28 protein-coding genes and 1 tRNA gene are annotated in these 23,713 nt (G+C 51.3%); 16 read left to right on the top strand and 13 right to left on the bottom strand.

What is annotated here, in order from left to right:
* Nucleotides 1–19: 19 nt before the first annotated feature.
* Nucleotides 20–220: a hypothetical protein gene (locus ABI361_03070; protein ID MEO9319634.1), complete on the bottom strand. Its 201-nt coding sequence runs from the start codon at nucleotides 218–220 to the stop codon at nucleotides 20–22.
* Between the two features lie 108 nt (nucleotides 221–328).
* Between ABI361_03070 and ABI361_03075 the strand changes: the two genes are divergently transcribed.
* The 5 genes from ABI361_03075 to ABI361_03095 all read left to right on the top strand — a co-directional run bounded on the left by ABI361_03075 (nucleotide 329) and on the right by ABI361_03095 (nucleotide 4,807).
* Nucleotides 329–1,351, top strand: a complete 1,023-nt coding sequence (locus tag ABI361_03075) for an NAD(P)/FAD-dependent oxidoreductase (protein ID MEO9319635.1) — start codon at nucleotides 329–331, stop codon at nucleotides 1,349–1,351.
* A gap of 33 nt (nucleotides 1,352–1,384) precedes the next feature.
* A complete protein-coding gene (gene pfdA, locus ABI361_03080) occupies nucleotides 1,385–1,858 on the top strand; it encodes a prefoldin subunit alpha (protein MEO9319636.1) in 474 nt (157 codons plus the stop codon).
* Nucleotides 1,859–1,929: 71 nt separating this feature from the next.
* The gene (ftsY, locus tag ABI361_03085; GenBank protein ID MEO9319637.1) at nucleotides 1,930–3,465 is read left to right on the top strand and encodes a signal recognition particle-docking protein FtsY; all 1,536 of its coding nucleotides are present in this window, start codon (nucleotides 1,930–1,932) and stop codon (nucleotides 3,463–3,465) included.
* A 13-nt stretch (nucleotides 3,466–3,478) separates the two neighbouring features.
* The gene (gene argF, locus ABI361_03090; GenBank protein MEO9319638.1) at nucleotides 3,479–4,438 is read left to right on the top strand and encodes an ornithine carbamoyltransferase; all 960 of its coding nucleotides are present in this window, start codon (nucleotides 3,479–3,481) and stop codon (nucleotides 4,436–4,438) included.
* Nucleotides 4,439–4,498: 60 nt separating this feature from the next.
* Entirely contained in the window at nucleotides 4,499–4,807 is a 309-nt protein-coding gene (locus ABI361_03095) for a non-heme iron oxygenase ferredoxin subunit (protein MEO9319639.1), read from the top strand.
* A 19-nt stretch (nucleotides 4,808–4,826) separates the two neighbouring features.
* Here ABI361_03095 and ABI361_03100 read toward each other — a convergent pair whose 3' ends face one another.
* Nucleotides 4,827–5,153, bottom strand: coding sequence for an MTH1187 family thiamine-binding protein (locus ABI361_03100; protein ID MEO9319640.1), 327 nt, complete (start codon nucleotides 5,151–5,153; stop codon nucleotides 4,827–4,829).
* Nucleotides 5,154–5,238: 85 nt separating this feature from the next.
* Here ABI361_03100 and ABI361_03105 point away from each other — a divergent pair, with 85 nt between their 5' ends.
* From ABI361_03105 to pckA, 3 genes are all read left to right on the top strand, one after another.
* The gene (locus ABI361_03105; protein ID MEO9319641.1) at nucleotides 5,239–6,024 is read left to right on the top strand and encodes an SAM-dependent methyltransferase; all 786 of its coding nucleotides are present in this window, start codon (nucleotides 5,239–5,241) and stop codon (nucleotides 6,022–6,024) included.
* An 84-nt stretch (nucleotides 6,025–6,108) separates the two neighbouring features.
* Nucleotides 6,109–6,399, top strand: coding sequence for a hypothetical protein (locus ABI361_03110; GenBank protein MEO9319642.1), 291 nt, complete (start codon nucleotides 6,109–6,111; stop codon nucleotides 6,397–6,399).
* Between the two features lie 541 nt (nucleotides 6,400–6,940).
* Nucleotides 6,941–8,488, top strand: coding sequence for a phosphoenolpyruvate carboxykinase (ATP) (pckA, locus tag ABI361_03115; GenBank protein MEO9319643.1), 1,548 nt, complete (start codon nucleotides 6,941–6,943; stop codon nucleotides 8,486–8,488).
* Between the two features lie 6 nt (nucleotides 8,489–8,494).
* Here the strand turns inward: pckA and ABI361_03120 are convergent.
* Both ABI361_03120 and ABI361_03125 read right to left on the bottom strand, forming a co-directional pair.
* Nucleotides 8,495–8,638: transfer RNA gene (locus ABI361_03120), tRNA-Gln, on the bottom strand.
* 38 nt (nucleotides 8,639–8,676) lie between these two features.
* The gene (locus tag ABI361_03125; protein MEO9319644.1) at nucleotides 8,677–9,090 is read right to left on the bottom strand and encodes a hypothetical protein; all 414 of its coding nucleotides are present in this window, start codon (nucleotides 9,088–9,090) and stop codon (nucleotides 8,677–8,679) included.
* A 43-nt stretch (nucleotides 9,091–9,133) separates the two neighbouring features.
* Between ABI361_03125 and ABI361_03130 the strand changes: the two genes are divergently transcribed.
* On the top strand, nucleotides 9,134–9,865 hold the full coding sequence (locus ABI361_03130) for a YkgJ family cysteine cluster protein (protein ID MEO9319645.1): 732 nt from the start codon (nucleotides 9,134–9,136) through the stop codon (nucleotides 9,863–9,865).
* Nucleotides 9,866–9,896: 31 nt separating this feature from the next.
* Here ABI361_03130 and ABI361_03135 read toward each other — a convergent pair whose 3' ends face one another.
* Both ABI361_03135 and ABI361_03140 read right to left on the bottom strand, forming a co-directional pair.
* Nucleotides 9,897–10,520 (bottom strand): superoxide dismutase, encoded by a 624-nt coding sequence (locus tag ABI361_03135; GenBank protein ID MEO9319646.1) that lies wholly within the window; start codon nucleotides 10,518–10,520, stop codon nucleotides 9,897–9,899.
* Nucleotides 10,521–10,583: 63 nt separating this feature from the next.
* A complete protein-coding gene (locus ABI361_03140) occupies nucleotides 10,584–11,747 on the bottom strand; it encodes a hypothetical protein (protein ID MEO9319647.1) in 1,164 nt (387 codons plus the stop codon).
* Between the two features lie 96 nt (nucleotides 11,748–11,843).
* On the opposite strand from ABI361_03140, the gene ABI361_03145 reads away from it, so the two are divergent.
* The gene (locus tag ABI361_03145) at nucleotides 11,844–13,283 is read left to right on the top strand and encodes a hypothetical protein (protein MEO9319648.1); all 1,440 of its coding nucleotides are present in this window, start codon (nucleotides 11,844–11,846) and stop codon (nucleotides 13,281–13,283) included.
* A 236-nt stretch (nucleotides 13,284–13,519) separates the two neighbouring features.
* Entirely contained in the window at nucleotides 13,520–14,947 is a 1,428-nt protein-coding gene (locus ABI361_03150) for a hydroxymethylglutaryl-CoA synthase (protein ID MEO9319649.1), read from the top strand.
* Here the strand turns inward: ABI361_03150 and ilvA are convergent.
* Both ilvA and ABI361_03160 read right to left on the bottom strand, forming a co-directional pair.
* Nucleotides 14,940–16,190 (bottom strand): threonine ammonia-lyase, encoded by a 1,251-nt coding sequence (gene ilvA / locus ABI361_03155; GenBank protein ID MEO9319650.1) that lies wholly within the window; start codon nucleotides 16,188–16,190, stop codon nucleotides 14,940–14,942. The two genes, ABI361_03150 and ilvA, sit on opposite strands and share 8 nt — an antisense overlap.
* A gap of 80 nt (nucleotides 16,191–16,270) precedes the next feature.
* On the bottom strand, nucleotides 16,271–16,534 hold the full coding sequence (locus tag ABI361_03160; protein ID MEO9319651.1) for a DUF2024 family protein: 264 nt from the start codon (nucleotides 16,532–16,534) through the stop codon (nucleotides 16,271–16,273).
* Nucleotides 16,535–16,693: 159 nt separating this feature from the next.
* On the opposite strand from ABI361_03160, the gene ABI361_03165 reads away from it, so the two are divergent.
* On the top strand, nucleotides 16,694–17,278 hold the full coding sequence (locus tag ABI361_03165) for a nitroreductase family protein (protein ID MEO9319652.1): 585 nt from the start codon (nucleotides 16,694–16,696) through the stop codon (nucleotides 17,276–17,278).
* A 31-nt stretch (nucleotides 17,279–17,309) separates the two neighbouring features.
* Here ABI361_03165 and ABI361_03170 read toward each other — a convergent pair whose 3' ends face one another.
* Nucleotides 17,310–18,230, bottom strand: coding sequence for a hypothetical protein (locus tag ABI361_03170; protein ID MEO9319653.1), 921 nt, complete (start codon nucleotides 18,228–18,230; stop codon nucleotides 17,310–17,312).
* A gap of 75 nt (nucleotides 18,231–18,305) precedes the next feature.
* On the opposite strand from ABI361_03170, the gene ABI361_03175 reads away from it, so the two are divergent.
* The gene (locus ABI361_03175; GenBank protein MEO9319654.1) at nucleotides 18,306–19,193 is read left to right on the top strand and encodes an adenylate/guanylate cyclase domain-containing protein; all 888 of its coding nucleotides are present in this window, start codon (nucleotides 18,306–18,308) and stop codon (nucleotides 19,191–19,193) included.
* Here ABI361_03175 and rpsI read toward each other — a convergent pair.
* The 4 genes from rpsI to ABI361_03195 are packed head-to-tail and all read right to left on the bottom strand — an operon-like array spanning nucleotide 19,184 to nucleotide 21,155.
* Nucleotides 19,184–19,642 (bottom strand): 30S ribosomal protein S9, encoded by a 459-nt coding sequence (rpsI, locus tag ABI361_03180; GenBank protein ID MEO9319655.1) that lies wholly within the window; start codon nucleotides 19,640–19,642, stop codon nucleotides 19,184–19,186. The two genes, ABI361_03175 and rpsI, sit on opposite strands and share 10 nt — an antisense overlap.
* Nucleotides 19,627–20,106 carry a 50S ribosomal protein L13 gene (locus tag ABI361_03185; GenBank protein MEO9319656.1) on the bottom strand — a complete coding sequence of 160 codons (480 nt, stop codon included), beginning with the start codon at nucleotides 20,104–20,106 and terminating at the stop codon, nucleotides 19,627–19,629. Before ABI361_03185 ends, rpsI begins: the two co-directional genes overlap by 16 nt.
* On the bottom strand, nucleotides 20,099–20,452 hold the full coding sequence (locus tag ABI361_03190) for a 50S ribosomal protein L18e (protein ID MEO9319657.1): 354 nt from the start codon (nucleotides 20,450–20,452) through the stop codon (nucleotides 20,099–20,101). The genes ABI361_03185 and ABI361_03190 overlap by 8 nt, the downstream gene beginning before the upstream one ends.
* A 46-nt stretch (nucleotides 20,453–20,498) precedes the next feature.
* Nucleotides 20,499–21,155, bottom strand: a complete 657-nt coding sequence (locus tag ABI361_03195) for a DNA-directed RNA polymerase subunit D (GenBank protein ID MEO9319658.1) — start codon at nucleotides 21,153–21,155, stop codon at nucleotides 20,499–20,501.
* A gap of 155 nt (nucleotides 21,156–21,310) precedes the next feature.
* On the opposite strand from ABI361_03195, the gene ABI361_03200 reads away from it, so the two are divergent.
* The 3 genes from ABI361_03200 to rrp41 all read left to right on the top strand — a co-directional run bounded on the left by ABI361_03200 (nucleotide 21,311) and on the right by rrp41 (nucleotide 23,713).
* On the top strand, nucleotides 21,311–22,000 hold the full coding sequence (locus ABI361_03200; protein MEO9319659.1) for a ribosome assembly factor SBDS: 690 nt from the start codon (nucleotides 21,311–21,313) through the stop codon (nucleotides 21,998–22,000).
* Between the two features lie 199 nt (nucleotides 22,001–22,199).
* On the top strand, nucleotides 22,200–22,973 hold the full coding sequence (gene rrp4 / locus ABI361_03205) for an exosome complex RNA-binding protein Rrp4 (protein ID MEO9319660.1): 774 nt from the start codon (nucleotides 22,200–22,202) through the stop codon (nucleotides 22,971–22,973).
* A complete protein-coding gene (gene rrp41 / locus ABI361_03210) occupies nucleotides 22,970–23,713 on the top strand; it encodes an exosome complex exonuclease Rrp41 (protein MEO9319661.1) in 744 nt (247 codons plus the stop codon). The genes rrp4 and rrp41 overlap by 4 nt, the downstream gene beginning before the upstream one ends.

Genomic DNA, 23,713 nt, shown 5'->3' on the forward strand with positions numbered 1-23,713 from the left:
CCGGTCTGGCTGCCGATTACTATTTTCGAATAGCCCGCCTTGCTACCACCGATGAAGCCATGTACAAGACGAACCCGCAGCCGACCATTATCACTCCATAAAGCGACATCGCATCTATGTTCTGGTACTCACCAATTCCCACAATAATTGCCCCGACAACGAGAATTGCGATGCCCAGCCTCGCGGTAGGCGGCATCCTTACCTGAGCTTTTCTGGACATTCCACGGTGCATGCATTGCCTTCGAGGTATATTTCTCCTTCTTTCCCTTTCATACCATCCAAATCGCGCCAATCTTTTTATTGCATCGCAATGGAATTTGATTAGCCTTTGAAGTTAGCTGTCGTTGGTATCGGCGTTGCAGGAGCGTATCTTATGAACCGCCTGAGCGACAGTCACGACGTGCATGTTACTGGTTTTGAAAGGATGCCTGAGGATCAGCACGATGCCGTGTGCGCGTGGGCTACCTGCGACAGCGTCATGTCAGGGCTTGCGAAGAACTGCGGCCTGAACTTTGAGGATTACGTTTTACACAAAGGGAAGACCATGCATGTAGACCTTGGCGACAGGAAAAATATCGACCTTGGACTCAGAGGGATGGTAAGTTACGACAAACTCCGACTTATCCAGGACATGATACGGGGAACAGAAATAAAGTTTGGCCGAGCGCCGAGAAAAAGCGAGCTGGAGGATGATTATGACGTTATCATTGATTCGACTGGTTTTCACAGGAATTACCTCCCGCGACTGGCGAGGGAGATGTGGATCCCCTGCGTTCAGTACAAGGTAAGATACGAGTCGGGAAGGGAGCCCTTTGACGATTTTTACCTAAAGTCGTTTCCTTCGATGTCTGGCTACTTTTGGTATTTTCCGCTCGGCGGTGGCATCGCCCATATCGGCGCCGGCGACTTTAACAGGACGCACAATCAGTTCCTCGACGATTTTCTTGCGACGCACAAGTGCGAAGTGCTCAAAAAAGTCGGCAGGCCCGTAAGGCTAAGCCCTCCGGCAGATTGCGAGCCATTCACAGACGGACACAAGACGATAGGCGTCGGCGAGTCGATAGGCACTGTATTTCCGCTGCTCGGCGAAGGGATAATCCCGTCGACTTGGTGTGCCGAGCTGTTTGTGCAAAATCTGGGGGATTCGGAAGCCTACAGAATGGCGGTACTTCAAAAATTCAAAATTTATTCGCTCGTATTCCGCTTCATTCAGTTGAAAATATCCGGCCAGTTCAGCATGGTCAAACATTCCATGGAGATGCTCAAGATTTACCAGCACATGAAAGCCAATGAAGACCGCTATGGGATGGACATCACGATGTCCAACATGCTGCAAATCTCAAGAATCTAAAGCTTTAAAAATCGTGCAGGAGCAGTCGAGGCAATGAGCGCCAGCGACCCACGTTCCAGTGCCAACCCTAAGCATCACAGTGCCCAGTCAGCCGCTGCGATTGAGCAGCAGATAAACGAACTTGTGCAGCAGTCAAGGGTTTATGAAGCATATCTTAACGATGTCATGACCCGGCAGGTAACCGTAGCACGGATGCTTGAAGAGGCAAGACTGGCGTCCAGTACGATTCAGGCAACCTCGCCCGAAAGCCAGATAGACTCTCTTATGCCAATCGGCATCGGAGTCCATATTCACGCGACTGTGCCGCCCGTCAAGAAGCTGCTGGTTAACCTTGGAGCAGGGGTAGCTGTTGAAAAAAGCCGGGACGACGCTCTGAACTTTGTCGAGGCCCGAATAAAGGAGTTTGAAGTGGCTGCCAGGCAGCTGGAGGCGCAGAGGGCGGAGCTGGCAATGAGAATGCAGCAGCTGCAGTCGCAGGTAAACCAGCTTTTGCGCGGCGCCCAGTGATTCGCGCCGGCGTGCCGCGGAAAGAAATAATGCTTACGGCCTTCCCAGACAATATGGAGACTGCTTGACCATTGTTTGACAAACTCCGAAAGGCGTTTTCGAGCGCCGCAAAGAGCATAGGGCAGAAGGAGATCTCCGCCAAGGTACTCGACGACACGCTCCTAGAGCTCCAGATTGGCCTGCTTGAGAGCGACGTTGCCCAGGAAGTCGTCGATTCTCTTACTGATAACCTCAAAAAGACCCTGCTCGGGCTAAGGCTCGAAAAAGGCCAGACGGCAGAAGAAGTCATTCAATCAAGGTTCAAACAATCCATAGCTGAGGTTTTTGCAAAGGCCGGCCGGCTGGACATTGCGGAAAGGATTAGCGCAAAGAAGGCATCAAAATCGGGTCCTTTTTCAATTGTATTTCTCGGAATAAATGGTACAGGCAAGACCACGACCGTTGCCAAGATCGGGAACATGCTGCGCAAAAGCGGCATATCAGTCGTAGTTGCCGCGGGTGACACCCACAGGGCTGGAGCTATTGAACAGCTTTCCCAGCATTGTGAAAGACTTGCCATCAAGGTTATCGCCCAGAGGTACGGCGCGGATCCTTCTGCGGTTGGAAGGGACGCATTAGAATATGCACGCAAGCACTACATCGACGTTGTTCTTGTCGACACTGCCGGCAGGATGCAGACGTCCAAGAACCTTATGGACGAGATGGCAAAAATTGTGCGCGTTGTCAAGCCGGACATGAAGCTGTTCATTGGCGATTCGCTTGCTGGCAACGATACGATAAATCAGGCGAGAGAATTTTTTCAGTATACGAATTTCGACGGGGCGGTTCTTACCAAGGTGGACGCGGACGCGAAGGGCGGGTCGGCAATATCTATTGCCAGCATTACGTCAAAGCCAATAGTGTATATCGGCGTCGGTCAGGGCTATGACGACATTATTCCGTTCAATCCGGACAAGTTCATAGAAACGCTGTTTGGCGCCGCGGCAGACGTCACGGTGGAAAGCCTTATGACGCCAGGAGCCATTCAGTCCCCACCTGAGCCTGCAGCGGAAGTTCAGCCTCCGGCCATAGAGCCATTGAAGCCGACCGCTGAGCGTGCCTCAAAGGATGAGCGGCCAATTGCTACCCAGGCCTCATCCGGCCCCTTATTCACCATTGGCAGCCGCGAAAAGACAGCAGAGGAACCTCGCGACGTCAAACCTCCGGAGACAATCCCAGGCGGCCTCAAAGAACGTGGTCAGACATCTCCTGTTCAGGAACAGCGCGCAGAAGAAAAGGATCTGCCAAGGGCAACTGCTGAGCAGCCACAAGCACCCGAGCATGTCGAGGCAAAGCCAGGAAAAAAGAGCCGCTTCGGATTCTTTGGCAGAAAATCCAGCGCTGATGACGACAAGAAGGAAGAGAAAGAGAAGAAAAAAAGAGAGGAGCGGGAGAGGGAGAAAAGGCAGGAGGACCTGCAGCTTGCCGAAGAACCCCGAGAGGAGGAAAAAGAAGTTAGAGCGCCTGAATCGCCTCCAAAGAAGCGCAAGGATGATAAAGACAAGGGCGGGCAGAAAGACGAGGTAATCTATCTCTCAGATGAAGACATTGAAGACCTCCTCAAATAAGGGAGGGCAAGAGGTGCGCGGACTGGCCAAAAGGGACGTCCTTTCGATTTCGGATTTATCGTCGGCGGAAATCCTCGAGATAATCAACGCTGCAAGGCAACTAAAGCGCGACTTGAAATCAGGTCGCATGACCCAGCCACTCAGGGGGAGGTGCCTAGGGATGATCTTTCAAAAGCCCTCGACGCGCACCCGGGTTAGTTTTGAGGTGGCAATTAGCCAGCTAGGGGGATACGCCATCAGCCTCAATTCTTCGGAAATTCAGCTTGCAAGAGGCGAGACTATTGAGGATACAGCCAAGACGCTCTCGCTTTACATGGACTGTGTCATGGCCAGAGTCTATGCCCATGCCGATCTCGAGACGCTGGCTTCGCATGCCTCGGTGCCCGTAATCAACGGGCTCTCGGATCATTTTCACCCGTGTCAGACCCTTGCGGACCTCATGACCATCCAGGAATGCTTTGGTCGCTTAAAGGGGATCAAGGTCGCATGGCTGGGGGACGGCGATAACGTGTGTAACGACTTGCTGATAGGCTGTGCCAAGACAGGTGCAGACATATCTGTAGCGTGTCCAGCGGATTATGCGCCTCTGGAGCGAGCTGTCGACATCGCCCGCAAGGCAGGGGATGAAAGCGGTTCGCAGATACAGATAGGAGACGATCCGCGTTTTGCTGCGGCCGATGCTGACGTGATAGTTACTGACACTTTTGTATCCATTGGCAAAGAGGAGGAAATCTCTGACAGGCAGAAGGCATTTTATCCAAAATATCAGGTAAACGCACAGCTCATGTCAACTGCAAAGCCGGAGGCAATCTTTCTGCATTGCCTGCCGGCAAAGAGAGGCCAGGAGGTCACCTCTGAGGTAATCGACGGTCCCGCCTCAAGGGTGTGGCAGGAAGCAGAAAACAGGCTGCATGCCCAGAAGGCGCTGCTTTGTTTTCTCATCGTGTCGAGAGAGCACGAAAGTTATAGTTGAAGCGTCGGGGCTTTGCGCAAGCCAGAGAAATTAAAATATGTGCAACAGGTTCCAGACAACATGGCAAAGGTCGTCGTAGGAAATACCTCTGATATTCCTGAGGGAAAGATTACTCACGTGACAGCAGGTGGAAAGGAAATCCTGGTCGCCAATGTTGATGGGTCATATTACGCGACGAGCAACGTGTGCAACCATGCGGGGGCCGAGTTGCACGAGGGAGAACTCAGCGGCAAGGAGCTCACCTGTCCCTGGCACGGCGCTAAATGGGACGTGACTACCGGATCGCTCACTTGGTTCCCGCAGAAGCTGAAGGCCCTTACCGCTTACAGGGTGAGCGTCGAGAACGGTATTGTCTACGTTGACGTTTGAGGGCATGAGGCCCGGCCAACTATCGCCTCTTTGGCCGGCTTAACTTTCTAGATACAGACTCGATTTTGTCCTCGAGTGTTTGATTCTTGTCCAGTCGTTCATCAATCCTTACGCTGGTAATGATCCTCTGTGCACCGCTTGACCTTGCCGCCATATGGGCTGCCGAAACCGCCTCTAAGACGCGTTCAAGATTCTCAGCCTCGATCTGGGTGCCAAGGGCGGTTAGTGTTGCATGGACCCCCCTGACGCTCCGAATGGCCTTAAACGCAGCTGCTATCTGCGTGCTCATGCTTGCGCTTTTCCTGCCGGTAATGGGCACTATGCTTATCTCGGCATGCACTGCCATGTGCGTACAACTGTTCGTCCGCCTAGAAATAACTAGCTGACGGGCGAAGTTAATTCTTATTATCGACTGGCGGAAGAGGATTCGGTTGGATATCGATGAGTTTGTCTCCAGCCTGCCGAAAGATGTGGTGTCCGGAGACAAAGTCCTGCTTTCCAAACACGTTCTGCAGCGCATCTTAAAATTTGCAGGCCTCAAGCGGACAGACGTCTTTTACCACCTCGGATGTGGAACCGGCGAGGCAGTCGCGATGGCCGCCCTCGAATTTAAGGTGAGAAAATCTATCGGCGTTGAGCTGAATAAGGAATTTGCAGAGGTCGCAGCAAGAAATATCTCTAAAATCAAGCGGGCCGAAATTCGACAAACGGACGTACTTGACGCCGACATTTCGGATGCGACCGTAATCCTGTTTTGGTTTAGCGAACCCGAAGTTGTGAGAAAAATGGAGAAAAAGTTCCGCCGCGACCTCAGGGATGGAGCCCGGGTAATTACAGTCTGGTCTCCACTCGGCATGAACCTTCCAGACAAGGTCGAGTTTCCATTTTTTGTGTGTAAAAAGCCGTTCCATAAGGCCAGGTCAATTCGTGACCAGATAGAAGCCATATACGGCAACAGGTGTATCGACTTCACCGCTGCATGGCTGCTGGCAGAGCGGTACATAGACCAGCTGGGGTCCGTCCAGGCAGAATATAGAAGGTTCCTGAACATGATTCAAAGCATGGTCATCTGGATCAACGCTTGGAATATGGGCGTCGCCTGTGAAAAGGAGATCCCGCCGCCGGTTGAAACGTACATCGGAATCCTGAAGACCTTTTTCGAAATTGACATGTCCGGGATGATAATGCAACCCGAAAAGTCAATCAAACGCGATTAGGGCTTTTCGATTGCCTTAGGACCGGCCGCATTAAACTAAAAGGAATTCGCTTAATATCCGGCACCCTGCTAGGACAGGTGTTTAATGGACAGCCGTGTCAGGGACTCGGTGATAAAGAAGATTCACGAGGCCGCGGATAACAGCGAAGATGCAAAACTTATTGCCGAAGCACTGATAGGCGAAGTCAAAAACCCGCGCGATTTTCTTTTCGGAATTATTGTCGGCAGGATTTACAATTCGTTTCACTACCAGACCAGGAGGATTCTTGGAAGAAGCGAGACAAGGCAAGAGTTCATAGAGTTCAGAGAGCTGCTCGGCAGCAATACCGATGAAATCAGCCGTGCCATCCAGCGATCTTTTCAGGATCGCCAATAGCTGCGTCGCGCTCCCGCGTTTTGGTTGTCAGGGTCAATAAATTGCAACTGGTGCAATTTTCAAGAACAAATTTCTGGTAAATCTTTTTAAGCTACCAGCTTTCACTGACACAAAGCTTGTCTCGTGACTTCTCCGAAGACATGGTCGCCCTGACACCCGATGAAATCAATCGCTTCATATCAAACCTAAGAGACCGATACGCCTCCGATCCGCAGCCCGTAAAACGTCGCTCGTCCCAGCGCCGCTAGTGCATAACTCCGGCCATTGATTGGCGGAAGAGCGGAGATCACGCGAGAGCATCGCAGAACATGCGTGTAAAGTATGATTCCGGCAAACTGGGAGTCATGAAATAAGATGTTGAATTCCGCATTCCGCTCCTAGCAACATTCTTGGAATTTGCTTGAGTGAAGGCTTGTACAGTGTCTCAGTTCAATAGGATTTTTGCTTGCTGTCTTTAAAATTAGTTAGTATAGCCTTAGTGGACATGCTAGTTAGTGACGACCCAAAGATTTTAACTACAGGAATCATACAGCTCGCAGAGATGGAATTTCGTCTCGGCAGGACTCACCGGAATTTGTCGGTTCCTGCGATGGTTGAAACAATTATTGCGAGGAAGGAAGGAATCCTGTCCTCCTCTGGCGCCCTGTCAGTTAATACAGGCAGGTTCACCGGAAGGTCTCCCGATGACAAGTACATTGTTGACGATGAAACCACTCATGACATTGTTGACTGGGGCAAGGTCAACAAGCCTATTTCCGAAGAGAATTTCGAAAAGATCCTTAAGCGCATGCGTGCCCACGCGGAGGGCGGCGAGTTTTATGTCTTTGACGGATTTGTAGGTGCGGACCCTTCCAGCCGGTTGCCGATCCGGGTAATCAATAACCGTGCTTGGCACAACCTGTTTGCGCGGCAGCTCTTTATCCGGCCTTCGAGTGAGGAGCTGGGGCACTTTAGGCCCGAGTTTACGCTGCTTTCATGCGACGACTTTGCCGCGGACCCCAAGACGGAGGGCACAAGAACTGAGACATTCATCATAATAAACTTCAAAAAGAAAATCGTTCTCATAGGCTCGACGTCCTACGCAGGAGAGATAAAGAAGGCAATGTTCTCCATCATGAACTTTCTGCTTCCAAGAAAGGGCACATTTCCAATGCACTGCTCGGCCAACGTCGGATCAGATGGGCACACGGCCCTGTTTTTCGGCCTTTCCGGCACAGGCAAGACCACGCTTTCGGCAGACCCCCAGAGAAGGCTTGTCGGGGACGACGAGCATGGATGGTCAGACCACGGCATTTTCAACTTTGAAGGAGGCTGCTACGCCAAGTGCATAAACCTGAGCAAGGAAAAGGAGCCGCAAATCTGGAATGCCATCCGGTTTGGCGCGGTGATGGAAAACGTCATCGTCAACCCGGAAACCCGCGAGCCGGATTTTGATGACGGCCAGAGGACAGAAAATACAAGGGTAGCCTATCCTCTTGACTATATCGATGGCTCGGTGATACCAAGCGTCGCGGGCCACCCGAAGGTGATTGTTTTTCTGACGGCCGACGCGTTTGGCGTAATGCCCCCGATTTCCAAATTGAGTCGCGAGGGAGCAATGTACCACTTTATGTCAGGCTATACGAGCAAGCTGGCAGGCACCGAGCGCGGAATTACAGAGCCGCGCGAGACGTTCTCTCATTGTTTCGGGGCGCCTTTCATGCCCCTTCATGCGCAGGATTACGCCAAGATGCTTGGAAAAAAGATTGCCGGGCACTCTACTCGAGTTTACCTCATAAACACTGGCTGGTCAGGTGGTCCATACGGGGTCGGGAAGAGGATGAACCTGTCCTATACGAGGGCAATGGTTACAGCGGCTCTGTCTGGTGAAATCGACAAGGCACCATTGAGGCACCACGAGATCTTTAACCTTGACATGCCAACGTTCTGCCCCGGCGTGCCTTCAGACGTTTTGGACCCGCGAAACACTTGGTCCGAGAAGGAGAGATACGACTCGTCTGCAAGAAGGCTGGCCGGACTCTTCATAAAGAACTTTGAAAAGTTTGGCAGCGTGCAGAAGGAAATCGTTCAGGCCGGTCCGCGGGGATAAGATGATTGGTAGCCCGGAGCAGATTCGAACTGCTGTCTCCAGGTATCTTCTCTAAAAGATCCAGAGCCTGGAATCCCTAGCCCTCAACCATGGAGATTGGCCACTAGAATCGGCGCCTGAAACCTTTTAATTTTCAGGCTCGACCGGGCTAACACGAGCTACGCATGACGAAACTAAGATACCGATATTTAACGCTTGGTATTGATTTCCCTAATCACTTGGCCGTATTCCAGCAGCGCTCGCTTGCGCATGTAGGGGATCAGCCTATAATGGATAGAGTAGATGTTCTTGTTTCTCGAAATAATTCCTTTTATCAAAAGCGACACAAAACCTCCTGCCACTTTGGACGGCATTATTCCGCTCTGCCTGCAGTAAGCATTTCGTTTCTGGTGGTATTCGTCCAAGCTGAAGTAAGACCTGTTCAGGTCGAGAACCAGCGGCCATACAACGTATTCCCACACCATCCTCCTATTCTCTGTCGACGACGCGTGCTTGCCCTTCCTCTCCCGAGGCTTTCGGCCGTGGGCCGGGGAGCTCTTGTGCGCAGGGTCAAACCCCTCTGCGAACCGCCCGTCTTGCCTAGTCTGCGGGCTTTGGCGCAAGATAGGGTAGATTTAAACTCCCGGTTTTATAACTCAATAGAGCTTGGAAGGGCAACAGGTCAATCCGGTAGAGCATTCCCTGAAGATTTTATCAGAGAAATGGGAAATAGATCCGCGCGTATACGATTTCGAGCTAGGCAGGCGCGACGATGTCACTGAGACCCGGCTTTCTGTGGACGGCGTCATATTTCATATTCCCACGCTTTCGCGGGAGGGGTTGTATGTCGTCTGGAAGTGTCTTTGGCCGGACTGCCACAACTGCTGCGAACGGCAAGGCAGACTGCCGCTTACAACCAAGGATATGGAAATAATATCAAGAAAATTAGGTTACCACAGTTTAGCGAAATTCCTGCAGAACGAGACAACGATTTCCAGCTGGGAGGAACACGCGGCATTCGGAAACCTCATTACAAACCTAACCATGATCTCGCTCAAGAGAAAGCCTGACGAGAGCGAATCAGAGGACGGAACCCCGCTCAGATGCAGGCACCTTGATAACTCTGGTTCCTGCCAGCTACATCCTGACAAGCCAGGCGTCTGTTGGCTCTACCCCTTTGCATCATGGCTAGAATCGGACGCCGATGGAAAGGCAGTTGCCCATGCAACATTTCAGTTTACTGGCGACTGTCCGGGCTTTTATCTTGACAAGTCGCTTGATGGATTAATGCAGGTCCTCAAAGAATATGCGCCGAAAATATTCGATTACAACATGGCTGTCAGCAGGACGGGGAGGCAAAATTACAGCTCGATAAGCTTTGTGAACCTGAATTCATGAACTCAAGACTGCAGTCAAAAAGAAAGATGCGCTAGGCGCTAAAGCGCTTTGCGACTTCGTCCCAGTTTACGACGTTCCACCACGCTGCCACATAGTCGGCGCGTTTGTTCTGATACTTCAGATAGTATGCATGCTCCCAGACATCTAGCCCCAAAAGCGGGACCAGTTTTTCAGACTTCCACCTCGTCCAAGGGCTCGTCTGATTGGGCATGGTGGTAAACTGGACGGAGTTGGTGTTTTTGTTAAGAACGAGCCATCCCCAGCCGCTTCCCTGAATGGCAACGGTATCCTTTGAAAACTTGTCCTTAAACTCTGCAAAGCCGCCAAAAGTTTTCTTTATCGCGTTTGCAAGCTCGCCAGATGGCTCGCCGCCTCCGCCCTTTTTCATGTTATTCCAGAAGAGAGTGTGATTAACGAAACCACCGCCGTTAAAGTTCACGGCGCCTCGGACTGATTCAGGCACGCCGTCTATATTCTTCAATATGTCCACCGCCTCCATATTTTGGAAATCAGGTGCAGACCCAAGTGCCTTGTTGAGGTTGTCGGTGTAGGCCTGATGATGCTTGGTGTAATGTATTTCCATCGTCCTTGCGTCAATGTGTGGCTCCAGTGCGTCGTAGGAATACGGAAGTGGAGGTAAGGTGAAATTTGCCATGTAACCAAAAACGCCGCGCATGAATATATTGTTTGTCAGAATGCAGCTAGTAGAGGATAGCACCTAGCGCTTTGTCTGCGCAGGCACGTGCGACAGTGAGATCGCGTGATCATCGATCATTGTTCCGACTCCCACTCCGACGCTTTCAATCCTGATTTTCAGCCCATCAAGTTCTGAGTCTGATAATCCGTACTTGGCAGCAAGCGATTGTTTGACTTTATCCTCAGGATCTGATATTTGCCCTACGTCTGAAGGCACGGTAACGTCGAGCAGCTTTAGCAGCTGCGAGGAGGGGATCTTTGAAGAAGAGTCGTTCAAAATAGTAAACACAATCTTGTCCGCGTACACTGGGTGTGGCAGTGTGTCGAGCGCATTAGCGGTGTAGAAAACCTGCACGTCCAGCGGGTCCACCTGGCCCGACTGCTGACCCACAACTGATGTGCCGTTGTCGCTGAGTTCGCCGAGGAGTTGCGGATCGAGCGGGGCTTCAATCGAGATGAAGCCTTCAGCGAAGGAGCTTCCTACGCTGAAAAGCTGGGTCAGATCCTTGCACACAACGGCCGAAGCAGTATGCGGCTGCAGCGTTTGAAGTATCGTATTGCCAAGCGCGCCCTTGCTCAGGCTTGCACTCCAGAACAGCTTGACTGGAAAATCTTGCTTGTTAAAGATGCTAATGTCCGTATCATAATGGCCGGGCCGGAGAGGCCCTTCAGACCCCGAAATCGTGCCACACTCGAACTTGACAGTGTATACAATGCTCTTGGCAGGGCTAGAAGCTTGATCGTTGCCCTGCGTCTGGGATTGGGTATTAGAAAAACTAACAGTCAATGACTGCGAGCCAGAAATAGTCACGAGCCGGGAAAGCTTGTTGAGCTGGAACTGTGGGGGCACTGCGGTCTGGGTTACGGTATAGTTGCCGGAGCTAATTCCGCCGACTGTTATGACACCCGCTGTCGGGTTACTGTCGCCCTGACCCCCGTCCTGTACGGTTATCGTTTCTCCAGACTTGGAGGCAGGAAATGGAGCGATGGTGTAGGTCGCATTAGGGACGAGTGCGTCGGCGGAGATTGTAATGATTGTAATCGTACCGCCGCCTGGAGCGCTGTAAGCGGGCTTGCCGTTGCTGCCGGGAGGGCTCCCGCTGTTCCAAAATAGTGACGTAACAATTGTTACTATGACCGCCGTGGCGACAACCGAAAGGATTGTCGCGCTAGTTCTTGGCGACATGAAATAACTAAACTTCGCCATTCTTCATAATAAATCATTAGTACGAATTTCGATTTCTGTCAAGAATTAAATATACAATCGCTCCAAATCGAAATCGTGATCGGACAGGCCTTTGTACGATACGCCACGATCTCTGCAATTGTTTTTGCTCTGGTTTTTCCGGCTCTGGCATTTAACAAGAAAGTCTACGCGGATGGCCTCTTTATGGAGAACCTGCCTCCCGCAAGCGTCGGAAACCGCGATGCTAGTTTGTTTGTGAGAATAAATCCACCCGTGCTCGTAAGTGGATCCAATTCTGACGCATACCTTCAGCTGCGCCTCTTCGACGCCAAGACGAACGAGACTATCAAATCCACAACCTTTGACATCACTGTTACGAAGGGAGTTGAGAAAGATGCAAAGGTCATCATGGAGCAGGTCTTTACGACCGATAGTGGGCTACTCACCCTCCACATTACGCCGACAAACGGCTCCGTCACTGTTAATGCTAACCAGGACCCGTTTCTCAACGCATGGCAGGCGGACCCGGGAGGCGATATCAAGATCAGCGGCCCGCTCTTGCTCGACGGGGGCTTGTACCATTTTCACATCAGGATATTGACTGTGGACAACATCAGAAACCTGTTCTCTGACACTAACGCGCCCACGTTCGACTCGTACCTGAGCGTCGGCGACGTGACGAACAGAAACATTTCGCAGAGCGGCCAGCAGTACAACGCCACGCTGATTTCATATTACGACAAAGCAAACGGGTTCAGCCTGAACCCAAGCGCCAAGACCTTTACTTGGAGTATGCCATTTAATTGGAATGCAACGAGAATCAAGAACGCTCCCTCCTTCCTCGTCCATGAAGAAGTTCGCATTCCAAAATCTCTCAAAGATATCGGCGACACGAATTCCTTTAATGCCACGGTCAATGGACAGCCACTGCAGGGCAGACAGCTAATCGTTGATCCGTTCACATACAGCAACGCAGTCGTCGTCCACTATTTGCTTGCCAAAAACGATGTGCTGAACATGGCCACTTCGGGCGTAAAGAACAATACCTCGATGAATTTCGCCCTCTCGCCTGCCTCGGCCCCGGTTGCAGAGAACCAGACCAGCGGAGAATGGCGTGCAGAGCGGTCCAACGTCATCGTGACATGGACTCCCAGCCAGCTTGCTTCAGGCAAGGACAGCACGCTTCACCTTCAGTTCATTGATACGCAGGGCACGGGCCAGCAGATAAGCGGCAACGTCCACTATGACCTTACGGTCAAGGACATGGACGGCAATGTGGTGATTTCAAAACCGGGACTAGTTGCAAAAGGCGGCCAGGATACCCAGACACTGAACTTCCCCGCCGACAAGACGTACAGAACCGAAGCCAAGATAACATCCATTGATTATCAAAACCTTCCTTCCGACATCCGCGTGGATTACGCGAGGGGCGTCGTGGTGGTACCCGAATTCCCCGCAGGCTCCCTCATCGCCATAGCTGGCATAGTTGCTGCCGCAATAGCAGTCCAGAGGTTGGTAAAGAAAAATCCAGCATAGTCAGCCTGAGACCAGATAACAATAATTCAAAATGCTTGACCGGCTATGCAGTTTTTCTCACCTGCATAACCGGCCAAGCTGTTCCCCATCGGTTTGGTCGATGTAGCATTTCTATTCCTGAATCACAATTTAAATGTGCCGCCTCGCAGGCTACCGGATGTATGAGCTGAATCTGCAGTTGCCAGCGTTTATCTGCGTTGGATGCAGGGTCCAATAATTTCCAGAAATAGGTTTAAATGAGTACTGAGCATACAGATTTCGAATTGCCAGTCGTAGGGATTGATGACCTGGCTATTTACGTGCCCAAACTTTACATCGATTACAAGGATTTTGCTGAAGCCAGAGGCATTGACCCTCAAAAGCTTGAATACGGCATTGGCATCAGAAAGATGGCCATCGCCGACACTAACCAGGATCCAGCTTGCATGGCTGCCAACGCCTGCCTCAAGTTGATGCAGAGAAACCATCTGCACCCGCAAGATATAGGCAGGATTTATGTGGCAACCGAGTCATCGCTTGACGAGTCAAAGGCTCTCAATTCTTTCGTGGTTGGAATGCTCGAGCAGATCTACGGCGAGGGCTCGTTCGAGCATGCGGGCGGCATCGAATGCAAGTTTGCGTGCGTCAGCGGATCTTATGCGCTTTACGATAATGCAAACTGGATAAGGGCAGAGGAGAACAACGGCAAGGCAGCGATCGTTGTAGTCAGCGATATTGCAAAGTATGACATCGGCTCTTCGGGCGAGTACACCCAGGGCGCCGGAGCAGTCGCGCTTTTGATAAGCGAGAAGCCCCGCCTTCTCGCTTTTGACCAAAAAGTTGCTTCCACAACCATCAAAAACGAATATGACTTTTACCGGCCATTTGGCAAGGAAACTCCTCTGGTCAATGGAAGCTATTCCAACCTGCTATACCTCATTTCGGTCAGAAAGGCCTTTGACGCCTACAAGGAGAAGGCAATCAAGTCAGGTCTTTTGAAGCTCAAAGACGGCGAGTCCATTACTGACCATATTGATTTCTTTGCGGTGCACCTTCCGTATCGAAGGATGGGAGAAAAGGCCCTTGCATACCTTCTCAGGCACGAATGGAGGCATCTTCCAAGGTGGAGGAACGTCGTAAAGGAAATAAGCATGGAAGAGCCAGTTCCAAAGGATCCCAGGGGTACAATAGAATCGATACTTGCTGACACTCAGTTCATGAAGGCCGACGAGCAGTTCAGGCGCGGCTTTATGCAGACCTCTTTCTACAACGAGGTCTATGAAAGCAAGATGGCCAGTTCCCTTGAAGCATCGTCTATCATTGGCAACCTCTATACTGCTTCAATGTACATGGGCCTGCGTAGCCTCTTAGAGTTCGAGTATAACAAGGGGACCGACCTGTTCGACAAGCGGGTAGGATTTGGGTCATACGGCAGCGGTAGCAGCGCCATGGTCTTTAGCGGCATCATTCAGCCCGAGTACAAGGATGTCGTGAGCAGGATGGACCTCGAAGCTGACATTGGCTCGAGACAGAAGCTCTCCATAGAGCAGTATGAGAGGCTCCATAGAAACGAACGCGATTTCACCGACTCTGTCATCTGTCCTCACAGCGAGTTCGTGCTGGTAAAACTTGGCGGGAGCACCGCAGACAAGGCCGGCCTGCGAGAATACGATTACGTCAGCTAACGACCTTAAACTCGATTCCTTTCTGGTGCAGCAGATTGACAAGCCGCTGCGCGTGTTTTTCATCCTCGATTTCCAGGCTCAGGTAGACTCCGGCAGTGCCCGGCGGAATGTTTGAGCTGAGCCGGTCATGCTCCACTTCCACGATGTTCACGCTGAGCTCCGCGATTCCATCGACGACGTCTCTTAGCGCTCCCGGCTTGTCCGGAAGAAGGATGAATATCCTGAGCATCCTTCCCATCTGCATCAGTCCCTTTGCCACGATTTGTCCGAGGAGGTACATGTCGATGTTTCCTCCTGAAAGAATAGACACAATGTTTTCACCGGGTTGGTGCTGCCTGCCGTTTGACAGAAGGTACGCCAGGCTGGCTGCTCCCGCGGGCTCGACAACCAGCTTGGCCCTTTCCATGAGCAGAAACATCGTCTTTACGATTTCCATGTCTTCGACAAGTACAATGTCGTCCAGGTGCTTGCGGATGATTTCAAAGGTCAACTTGCCGGGGTTCTTGACTGAGATGCCGTCGGCAATGGTATAACCGTGCTTGACGGATTGGAGCGACCCTCTTGCAAGTGACTCTTTCATAGCAGGGAAGGCCTTTGACTCGACACCGATTATCTTGACGTCCGGCCTCTTGGATTTTACAGCAATTGCCACTCCCGCTGCAAGGCCGCCTCCTCCGACAGGCACGTATATTTTTGACACGTCCGGGAGGTCCTCAATTATTTCTAAGCCGACTGTACCCTGACCAGCAATTACTGTCGGGTCGTCAAATGCGTGGATAATGGTCTTGCCCTCATCCTGCGCAATGCGCTTGGCAGAGTCCCAAGCTTCGTCGTAGTTTGATCCTTCCAGTATCACCTTTGCACCGTATGATCTCGTCGCGGATACCTTGGCAGGCGAGGCGTTCTGCGGCATTACGATAGTACAGGGGATTTTTTTTGAGGAAGCGGCAAATGCCACTCCCTGTGCGTGGTTCCCTGCCGACGCGGCTATGACCCCGTGCTTTGCCTGGTTTTCTGAAAGCGCGCTGACTTTGACGTAGGCCCCGCGCACTTTGAATGAACCGGTCAGCTGAAGGCATTCGAGCTTCAGGTAAAGATTTGAGCCCGTAAGACGCGAGAAGGTGCGAGAGGTCTGGAGCGGGGTCTTTCTGATTACGCCATCAAGGACGCGCCTGGCAGAATAGATATCATCAATGCTGGGGGCAGAAAGGTGTTTAGCGTCCAGGCCGCGGGCTTGATCCATCTGTGCTAGGCATAAAGTATGCCATAATTATAACTTGTGAGGAAAAAAACTGCCGGGAGGAGAGAAAAACAATAAAGAGGTTATGGAGGGCAGCCTTCCATTTTTTGGATGTAGTAGCCCTTTTGAGAAATGGATTTTTCGACCATGGCAGGTGCCTGCTGGATGTGGCAGAACTGGCATTCCTCTGAAGTAATTTTTTGTCCTGACTGTCCCACGCTTTCCAGGTACATCTTGCCGTATTCTATAGCCTTCTCATGCGGCGTCTTGTGTTCTACCACGACGTCAAAATGCATAACCTTGCCATCCTTTTTTTGAACGTATGTATCATATACTGCGCATTCCATGCAGGCAGATTGCCTGAGAGGGTATTTATTCTATTTCACCGTGTAAGGCGTGGCAGGCCTGCAACCCCGGACAGTCCACCGGGTGGAAGGCTGAGGGGAATGTTTTTGTCTTTCGCAATGACAGAAAGAGCAGTGTACCCGTCGGACATCTTTTCACGCATGTACCCAAAGTCAGAGGCGGGCCTTGTCTATCCGAAATATGAAGGATCACCGTCGGAAATTGACGACGTGCTTCAGACCAACATATTCAACGTAATGTTAGGGAGGAGGTCCCAGAGAAGTTTTGACGACCGCAGCGTAGAGGATTGGAAGCTTGAAATGATTTTCGCAGCCGCCGATACCTCCCCCACTGCTGGAGGCTTTCAGGGCTTTGAGCTCTACAATGTAAAAAATGAAGACATAAAATCCAGAATCGTTTTGGCGGCAAACAAGCAGCCTCATGCACGGGCACCGGTCGTTCTTGTTTTTTGCATGAATCCATCCCGCATCAAAATGAATTTCCCCGAAGACATTATCAAGAAGTTCTCAGTCCAGGACGCAACGCTTGCGGCTGGTTATGCGCAGCTAGCCGCACATGCCCTTGGCCTTAGCAGCGTCTGGATAGGAATGTTTGATGAGCGAAAGGTCATGGAAGCTCTGGGGACTGACCTCGTCCCGTCCTCGATCCTCTGTATCGGATATCCCAAAAAGATCTTGATGCCAAAGCCAAAGCGTAATCTTGCGGAACTGATTCACGAAATCTAGCAATTATTTTTTCAACGTATTAGTCAGGACTTCATGACTGAACGGAGCTCGAGTCAGCCAGGGCCTGCTCCAGCGCGTCTGACACCTGCTGAAGAGAGCTGACGAGCGCTCTGTCGTCTGACTCGGAGAGTTTGGCAGGGTCGAATAACGCCCTGGTCGAATCTGAGGCCTGACCGCTTGATCTCCTTCGCGCGCCCTTTGCAGGGGAGACCCACTCGATATCAAAATACGCAACAATGCCCTCTTCGCCTGAGAGCAGCCTAATGGAGTCAATAAGTACCGGCGTTGTGCGGTAGAATTCGAGTACGAAATCCTTCAGTTCTGACAGCAGGGCATCCCTTTGGGAAGTGATCCGCTCAAGTTCTGGAAACGCGCCCTTTACCTCGCTATTCTTGATGTCTAGTCGTTCTCGCAGCTGCTCGTCTTCGAACATCCGCACGAGTAGTTCCTCGGTGTCCAAATCCGCAAGACCCGCCGAACGGAGTTCTCCTTCCAGCGCCGAGTCGGCGGCGCTTGAAAACGAGACAAAGAGTTTGGCCGCAGACTCTTCGAGGCGGGCGAGAGCCTGCTTTATCTCGGGTATCCGCTTGTCGGATCTGTAGTATGGAAGTACATGAAATTGTACGCCAAAGTAGCCGGTCAGCCTGTAATGCCTGCCGATCTTTTTGATTATCTGGCAGTAAATCCTGCGCAAGTCATCGGTGTCGGAGCTTGAGATCTCGCATGAGTCCCATTCGTCTTGGAGCCTAGCCTTTAGGTTGTTATAGACAAGCTCCACCCGGCGCGGATCGAAAGTATCTGTCTCGATCACCGAGCCGTCAGCTACCATCGCCTCGGCACTTTGCATTTTTACCACGGGGTTTAGGACCTTCGAGTAGAGCTCAAGGATCTGGTCAACCATTTCCTTGGATTTCTTGCTTATAGGATCGGTCCCAGAAAAGGGTAAGCGCAATAAACAGCAAGCTGTCAGCAGGCATATATTTTAACCATGTTTAAATTAGATAATAGCTCAGAGTCTCTGCGGTCATTGTCAGGCAAGAATAAAGAGAGAAAGCCCACTGAAAAGGGGCTGGAAAGTGGCCCGATGTCCGAGGCCACGGGTGCTGCTCCCAAACGGGCGTCTGAGTCCAGCGCAAGCAATAGCCTTGTGGACATGATAATGGACGGCGCTCCAGATGATAATTCCCATTCTGCGGTGGTAGATTCCGCCACCCTTATCGCTCAGACGCAAGACAGGTTATGGCGCGCCCTTACTCGGAGGTTTCAGTACGACTCGTCGCTCAGTCAGGGCCAGGAGTATCTCTTAAACCACGTAAGCAGCAGGGTCCGGCTGGTAATTCTCTATGCAGACCTAGCCGGCTCGACCAACATGAGTATGACCTTGCCCGCTGAAAAGCTGTCCACGATAATTCAGGCCTTCACTTATGAAATGAGTTCGGTCGTTCAGAGCCACAAAGGCTACGTGCTAAAGTACGTTGGCGACGCGGTGATCGCTTTCTTTCCCTCCAGCTATAACAAAATCCTTGCTTGCGACATGGCGGTTCAGTGCGCCAATTCCATGATTACTGTGATAAAGAACGGGATAAACCCCATTCTCAACCAATACGACTATCCCGAACTCAACGTAAAAGTCGGAATTGATGAGGGAGAAAACGTTGTGGTGCAGTATGGGCACGACCGCAGCTCCCTAATCGATATCCTCGGCTACTGCATGAATATTGCGTCCAAGATTACGTCGCTTACAAAGCCCAACAAGATTTCGGTTGGCGAAGATGTATATGAAATGCTCCACCCGTCCATCAAATCAAAGTTCAAAGAGATGCCACTTGGCAAGGAGGAATGGAGATATACAGACAGGGAGACGGGAAGGCTCTACCGGGTTTACACCCTTAAAGAAGGAAAGGTTTACCGGTAGGATTTTTGCTTTCTGCGACGAGCGCCAGGGCCGCCGAATTTCTTTGACTCAGTCTGCCTGCTGTCGCCGGACAGAAGGTGCCTGTCATATTCCGTGATCTTGCGGCGGATTTCCTCCCGGACACTTCGGGTGTATGGGTGCTCCTTTGGATCCTTGCCACCCTTTTCCTGGCCCGTGAGTGCACGCGAGATTGCCACGGCGCTAGCAAAAGCCTGGCCCATGAAACCTCCGCCGTGAACCTGAACGTCGATGTCTATCCTGTTTCGCAGCTCGCCAATAAGAGTAAGCGGGGTAAGTACGAGTTCTTTTGCTATCTCGGGAGTTATAATTTCCGCTGGAGTGTTATTGATCCTGACCTTCCCCGTGCCTTTTGCGATTGTAGCCACGGCGCGGCTTGACTTGCGCTGGCCAGGATAAAGTTCGACCTTGTTTGTCAAATTCCTTTCCACCCTATCTGCTTTGCAACGTCGCCTACGGAGATATAATATGATTCGGGCTTGGTAATCTTCGAGTCCTCGAATGACTCCATCTTGGAGCTTTTTATCTCCTCGGGTACCCCTATGTACACCCGGAGCCTTTTGTGGGCTTCAACGCCGCTTGTTTTGCGCTTTGGAACCATTCCTCTCACCATTTTTGTAAGCATGGTATCAGGCCGGCGAGGATGGAACGGACCATGAATGGGGTTAGTCACCGAGTTTATTTCCAGGTGCTCTTTGTACAGTTCGATTGTTTTGTAGCGGTTTCCAGAAAGCATTGCCTTCTCTGCGTTTACGATAGCGACCCTGTTTCCATTAAGCAACAATTTGGAAACATGCGAACACATCCTGCCTGCGATGCAATTTGTTGCGTCAACAACTATCAACTGTCTCTGTCCGCCTGCAGGCTTGCTTGCGCCCGACTTTTTGTCAGCCAATTATCCTCACTCCCTTCCCATCAGGGTTTGTCTTTACCAACTGTTCAAAATTAATGACTCGGCCGCCTGCCTCGACAATCTTTTTTGCGGCTACTTCGGACATTGAGAATGAACACACGGTCAATTTGTGGTCCATGCTGCCTGTGCCGAGTACTTTGCCCCCAATTACAACTGTCTCTCCGTCTTTTGTTATTTGGGACAGACGACCCAGGTTTACCTCTCTCCTGTTGTTCTTTGGTCCAGAAATTTCCCGCTCGAGCGCCTTCCAGATAGGAGACTTGCTTTTCTTGTAAGCGTTACGCAGTGTCCACACGGAATTATCAACAAGCGTATTAAACGCCATCATTGTTACGCAAAACCATACTCGGAAGTCCCCAAATAAATGTATGTACCTAGGCGCTCTTTGGAACTTTGAGCGAGCCCATGGTTTGCTTGAATTCCTTGACCTTTGAAATTAGTCTGTCACAAGCAAGCATCAATATGTCCTCAGCAGCGATGGAACCGTTGGATTCGATGGTCAGTATTATCTCATTCTCGTCAGCCCCGTCTTTGACAATTGCTGCCGCTGTGGGCTGCCACTTTGCATGGTCTTTGCCAATCCCAAGCCTTGCGTAGGCTTCAAACTTTAGCTTCTGGCTAGGTGCCAGGACGACTATTGGGATGTCCCTGCTAACGGGCTTTACCTGTTCGTCTTCAGAGACAAGCTCGCCGGAACTTACAACCCGGCTCTTGTCGCTAGCTTCGGCGTCTACAACCAAGAGAACGCGGCATTTGCTACAGCCAAGAGTGCTCTTGCAGTCGCAGTCGTGAGGCATTACGAATCTTGAAGGATCGGTCTTTAGAGGTATGAGTCCGAGCCGGTGGGCCAGCGCCTCATCGTGCATAACCGAAGAATTTTCAAGAATTACAACGTCGTCAATGGCAAGGGTAGGTACCTCGCTGATTGCAAGTCGGCGTAGCGAGTTTACGTACTGCCGAGGAGTATTGGTAAACTTTAACGTGATCTTTTCATCCGACTTTTCGATAACTTCGATAGACGGCGAGGCCACTAATCGTAAAAAATCCGCAAACGCCTTAAATATCTACCGAAGGCGGCCGGAAATCTGAAAAAAGTGTCAGGGACCCCCCTTTCTGGGATTGTATGCCTCAGAACGCCCCATGACATGCATAAATACCACAAGATAGACCTGATCATATCGATCAAATGACCGAAACCAAGTTTACGATCGTCAGGCTGGTACTTGACGGCGACAAGTTTGAGCTTTTGGTCAAGCCTGACCCCGCGCTGGAGTACAAGACGGGAAAAAGGACCGACATCTCAAGCGTGCTTGTCTCAGACGAGATTTACTCCGATGCCAACAAAGGTTCCAGGGCATCTACAGAGAAGCTCGCAAAGCATTTTCGAACTACAGATTCGACGGAAATTGCCAAACAAATTATCGCCCAGGGCGATCTTAACCTTACGACGGACCAGAGGCGCAAGATGGTTGAGGAAAAAAGAAAGCAGATAGTGCAGCTGATAAACCGCAGTTTCGTCGACCCGAAAACCCATTTGCCGCACCCCGTCGTCAGAATTGAAGCCGCGATGGACGAGGCACGGGTGAACGTTGATCCCTTCAAGAAGGCGGAAGAACAAGCAAAGGCCGTCGTGGAAAGCCTCAGAAAGATCCTGCCTCTAAAGTCAGAAATCCTCCGCCTTACGGTGACCGTTCCAGCACAGTACGGAGCGCAATCCTATCCGGTCTTGAAATCATCAGGCGACTTCAAGGGAGAAGAATGGCTTGCCGACGGATCCCTTCGCGTTGTCGTTGAAGTCAACGCGGGTCTAAAGGGAGCTTTTCTGGACCGCCTGGGTTCGGTTACCAAAGGCTCGGCCCAGGTAAAGGAAGGCTAGGGTCTAAAAATTCCTGGCTTTGGCACAGCTGGCAGGCGGTTCAAGTGAGTGGCCGGCGCTGGTGTCTCAAGTGCGTCGGGAGAATTCCGGAATTTAATTGCCTATAAATATAAGTCGCCTTTTACTTATCTGCGAAAGGCGAAAAAAAGAATGCAAGGCTTGACTTTGGAAGAGGATTTGAGATTGGCGGTGAACTTTAATGCATGAGCTAAGGCGAAGATACGTTATACCCGGTGACAAGATAGTTGAAGGGAACTTTAGGCCCGTAATGAATGTGGTGCGCTCCGGCAATTCCCTTATTGCGACAAGGATAGGGATTGCAGAAACTGGCAGAGACGGCGTCAAGGTCATTCCCCTTTCGGGCGTCTATATTCCCCGCGTAAATGACCTCGTGATCGGCAAGATCGTCGACCACTCGTCACTTTCGTGGGAAGTGGATATCAACTCGTGCTTTTCCGCACACCTGCCGGCTCAGGACGTTTTTGGAAGAGACTTCTCTCCTGCTCGCGACGATATGTCGAAACACTTGGCCATTGGCGACATGATAACTGCGCGCATCATGGCTTTTGATCGTACCCGCGACCCAATGCTTACTGTCCAGGACAGGGACTTGGGCAAGATTCCACGAGGAGAACTGCTCAAGATATCGGCCACCAGGGTTCCCCGCCTTATCGGGAAACGCGGATCTATGATACAGACAATTGAGCAGGCGACTCAGACCCGAGTCCTTATCGGCCAGAATGGAATAGTGGTCGTTACTGGACGGGATCCGGAGGGTGTGAAGCTGGCGGTCAGGGCGATAAGGATGGTAGAAGAGGAAGCGCATACTGCAAACCTTACGCAGAGAATCAAGGTACTTCTGAACGTTCCAGATGCGCCACAGGAACAGGCGCCTTCTGCGCCAAAGCCGGAGGAAGTCGAGGCTTCGCTTGACGAAGTTGAAGAAGAATTGGAGGTAGAAGAAGAGAAATGACTCAAACGAGAAATCTTATTGACGAGAATGGAAAGAGGACTGACGGAAGGACCATCAATGAGCTGAGGAACGTAAAGATCACAGTGGGTGCTGTCAAGAATGCCGACGGCTCCGCGTACATCGAATTTGGGAAGAACAAGATAATCGTGGCAGTTTACGGCCCGCGAGAGGTGCATCCAAAACACATGGCTTTGCCAGACAGGTGTGTTCTCCGGTGCAGGTACCACATGTCGCCCTTCTCGACCGATACCCGCAAAAACCCGGCGCCCTCCCGTAGAGAAGTGGAAATTTCCAAGGTCATGAGGGAGTCTCTGGAGCCAGCACTCATGCTTGAAGATTATCCCCGTGCGGCTATTGACGTGTATGTCGAAGTACTTCAATCAGACGGAGGCTCGCGCTGTGCAGGGATTACCGCCGCTTCAGTCGCCCTTGCAGATGCGGGTATCAACATGAAAGACCTGGTCGCGGCATGTGCTGCTGGCAAGGTTGACGAAAAGATTGTTCTGGACATAAACGACACCGAGGACAAGGAGGGAGGTGCGGATATGCCTGTTGCTTACATGCCTAGGCTTGACCAGGTTACTCTGTTGCAGCTCGATGGGAGACTGACTCCAGATCAGTTCAGCGAATGTCTGGACAAGGCTGTGGAGGGCTGCAAGATGGTATACGAAATCCAGAGGCAGGCAATCATGCAAAAGTACTTTGGCAACGAGCTTGAGGCTAAGGAGGAAGTTCAGTAA

This window comes from Nitrososphaera sp., from assembly GCA_039938515.1.
GTDB lineage: Archaea > Thermoproteota > Nitrososphaeria > Nitrososphaerales > Nitrososphaeraceae > Nitrososphaera.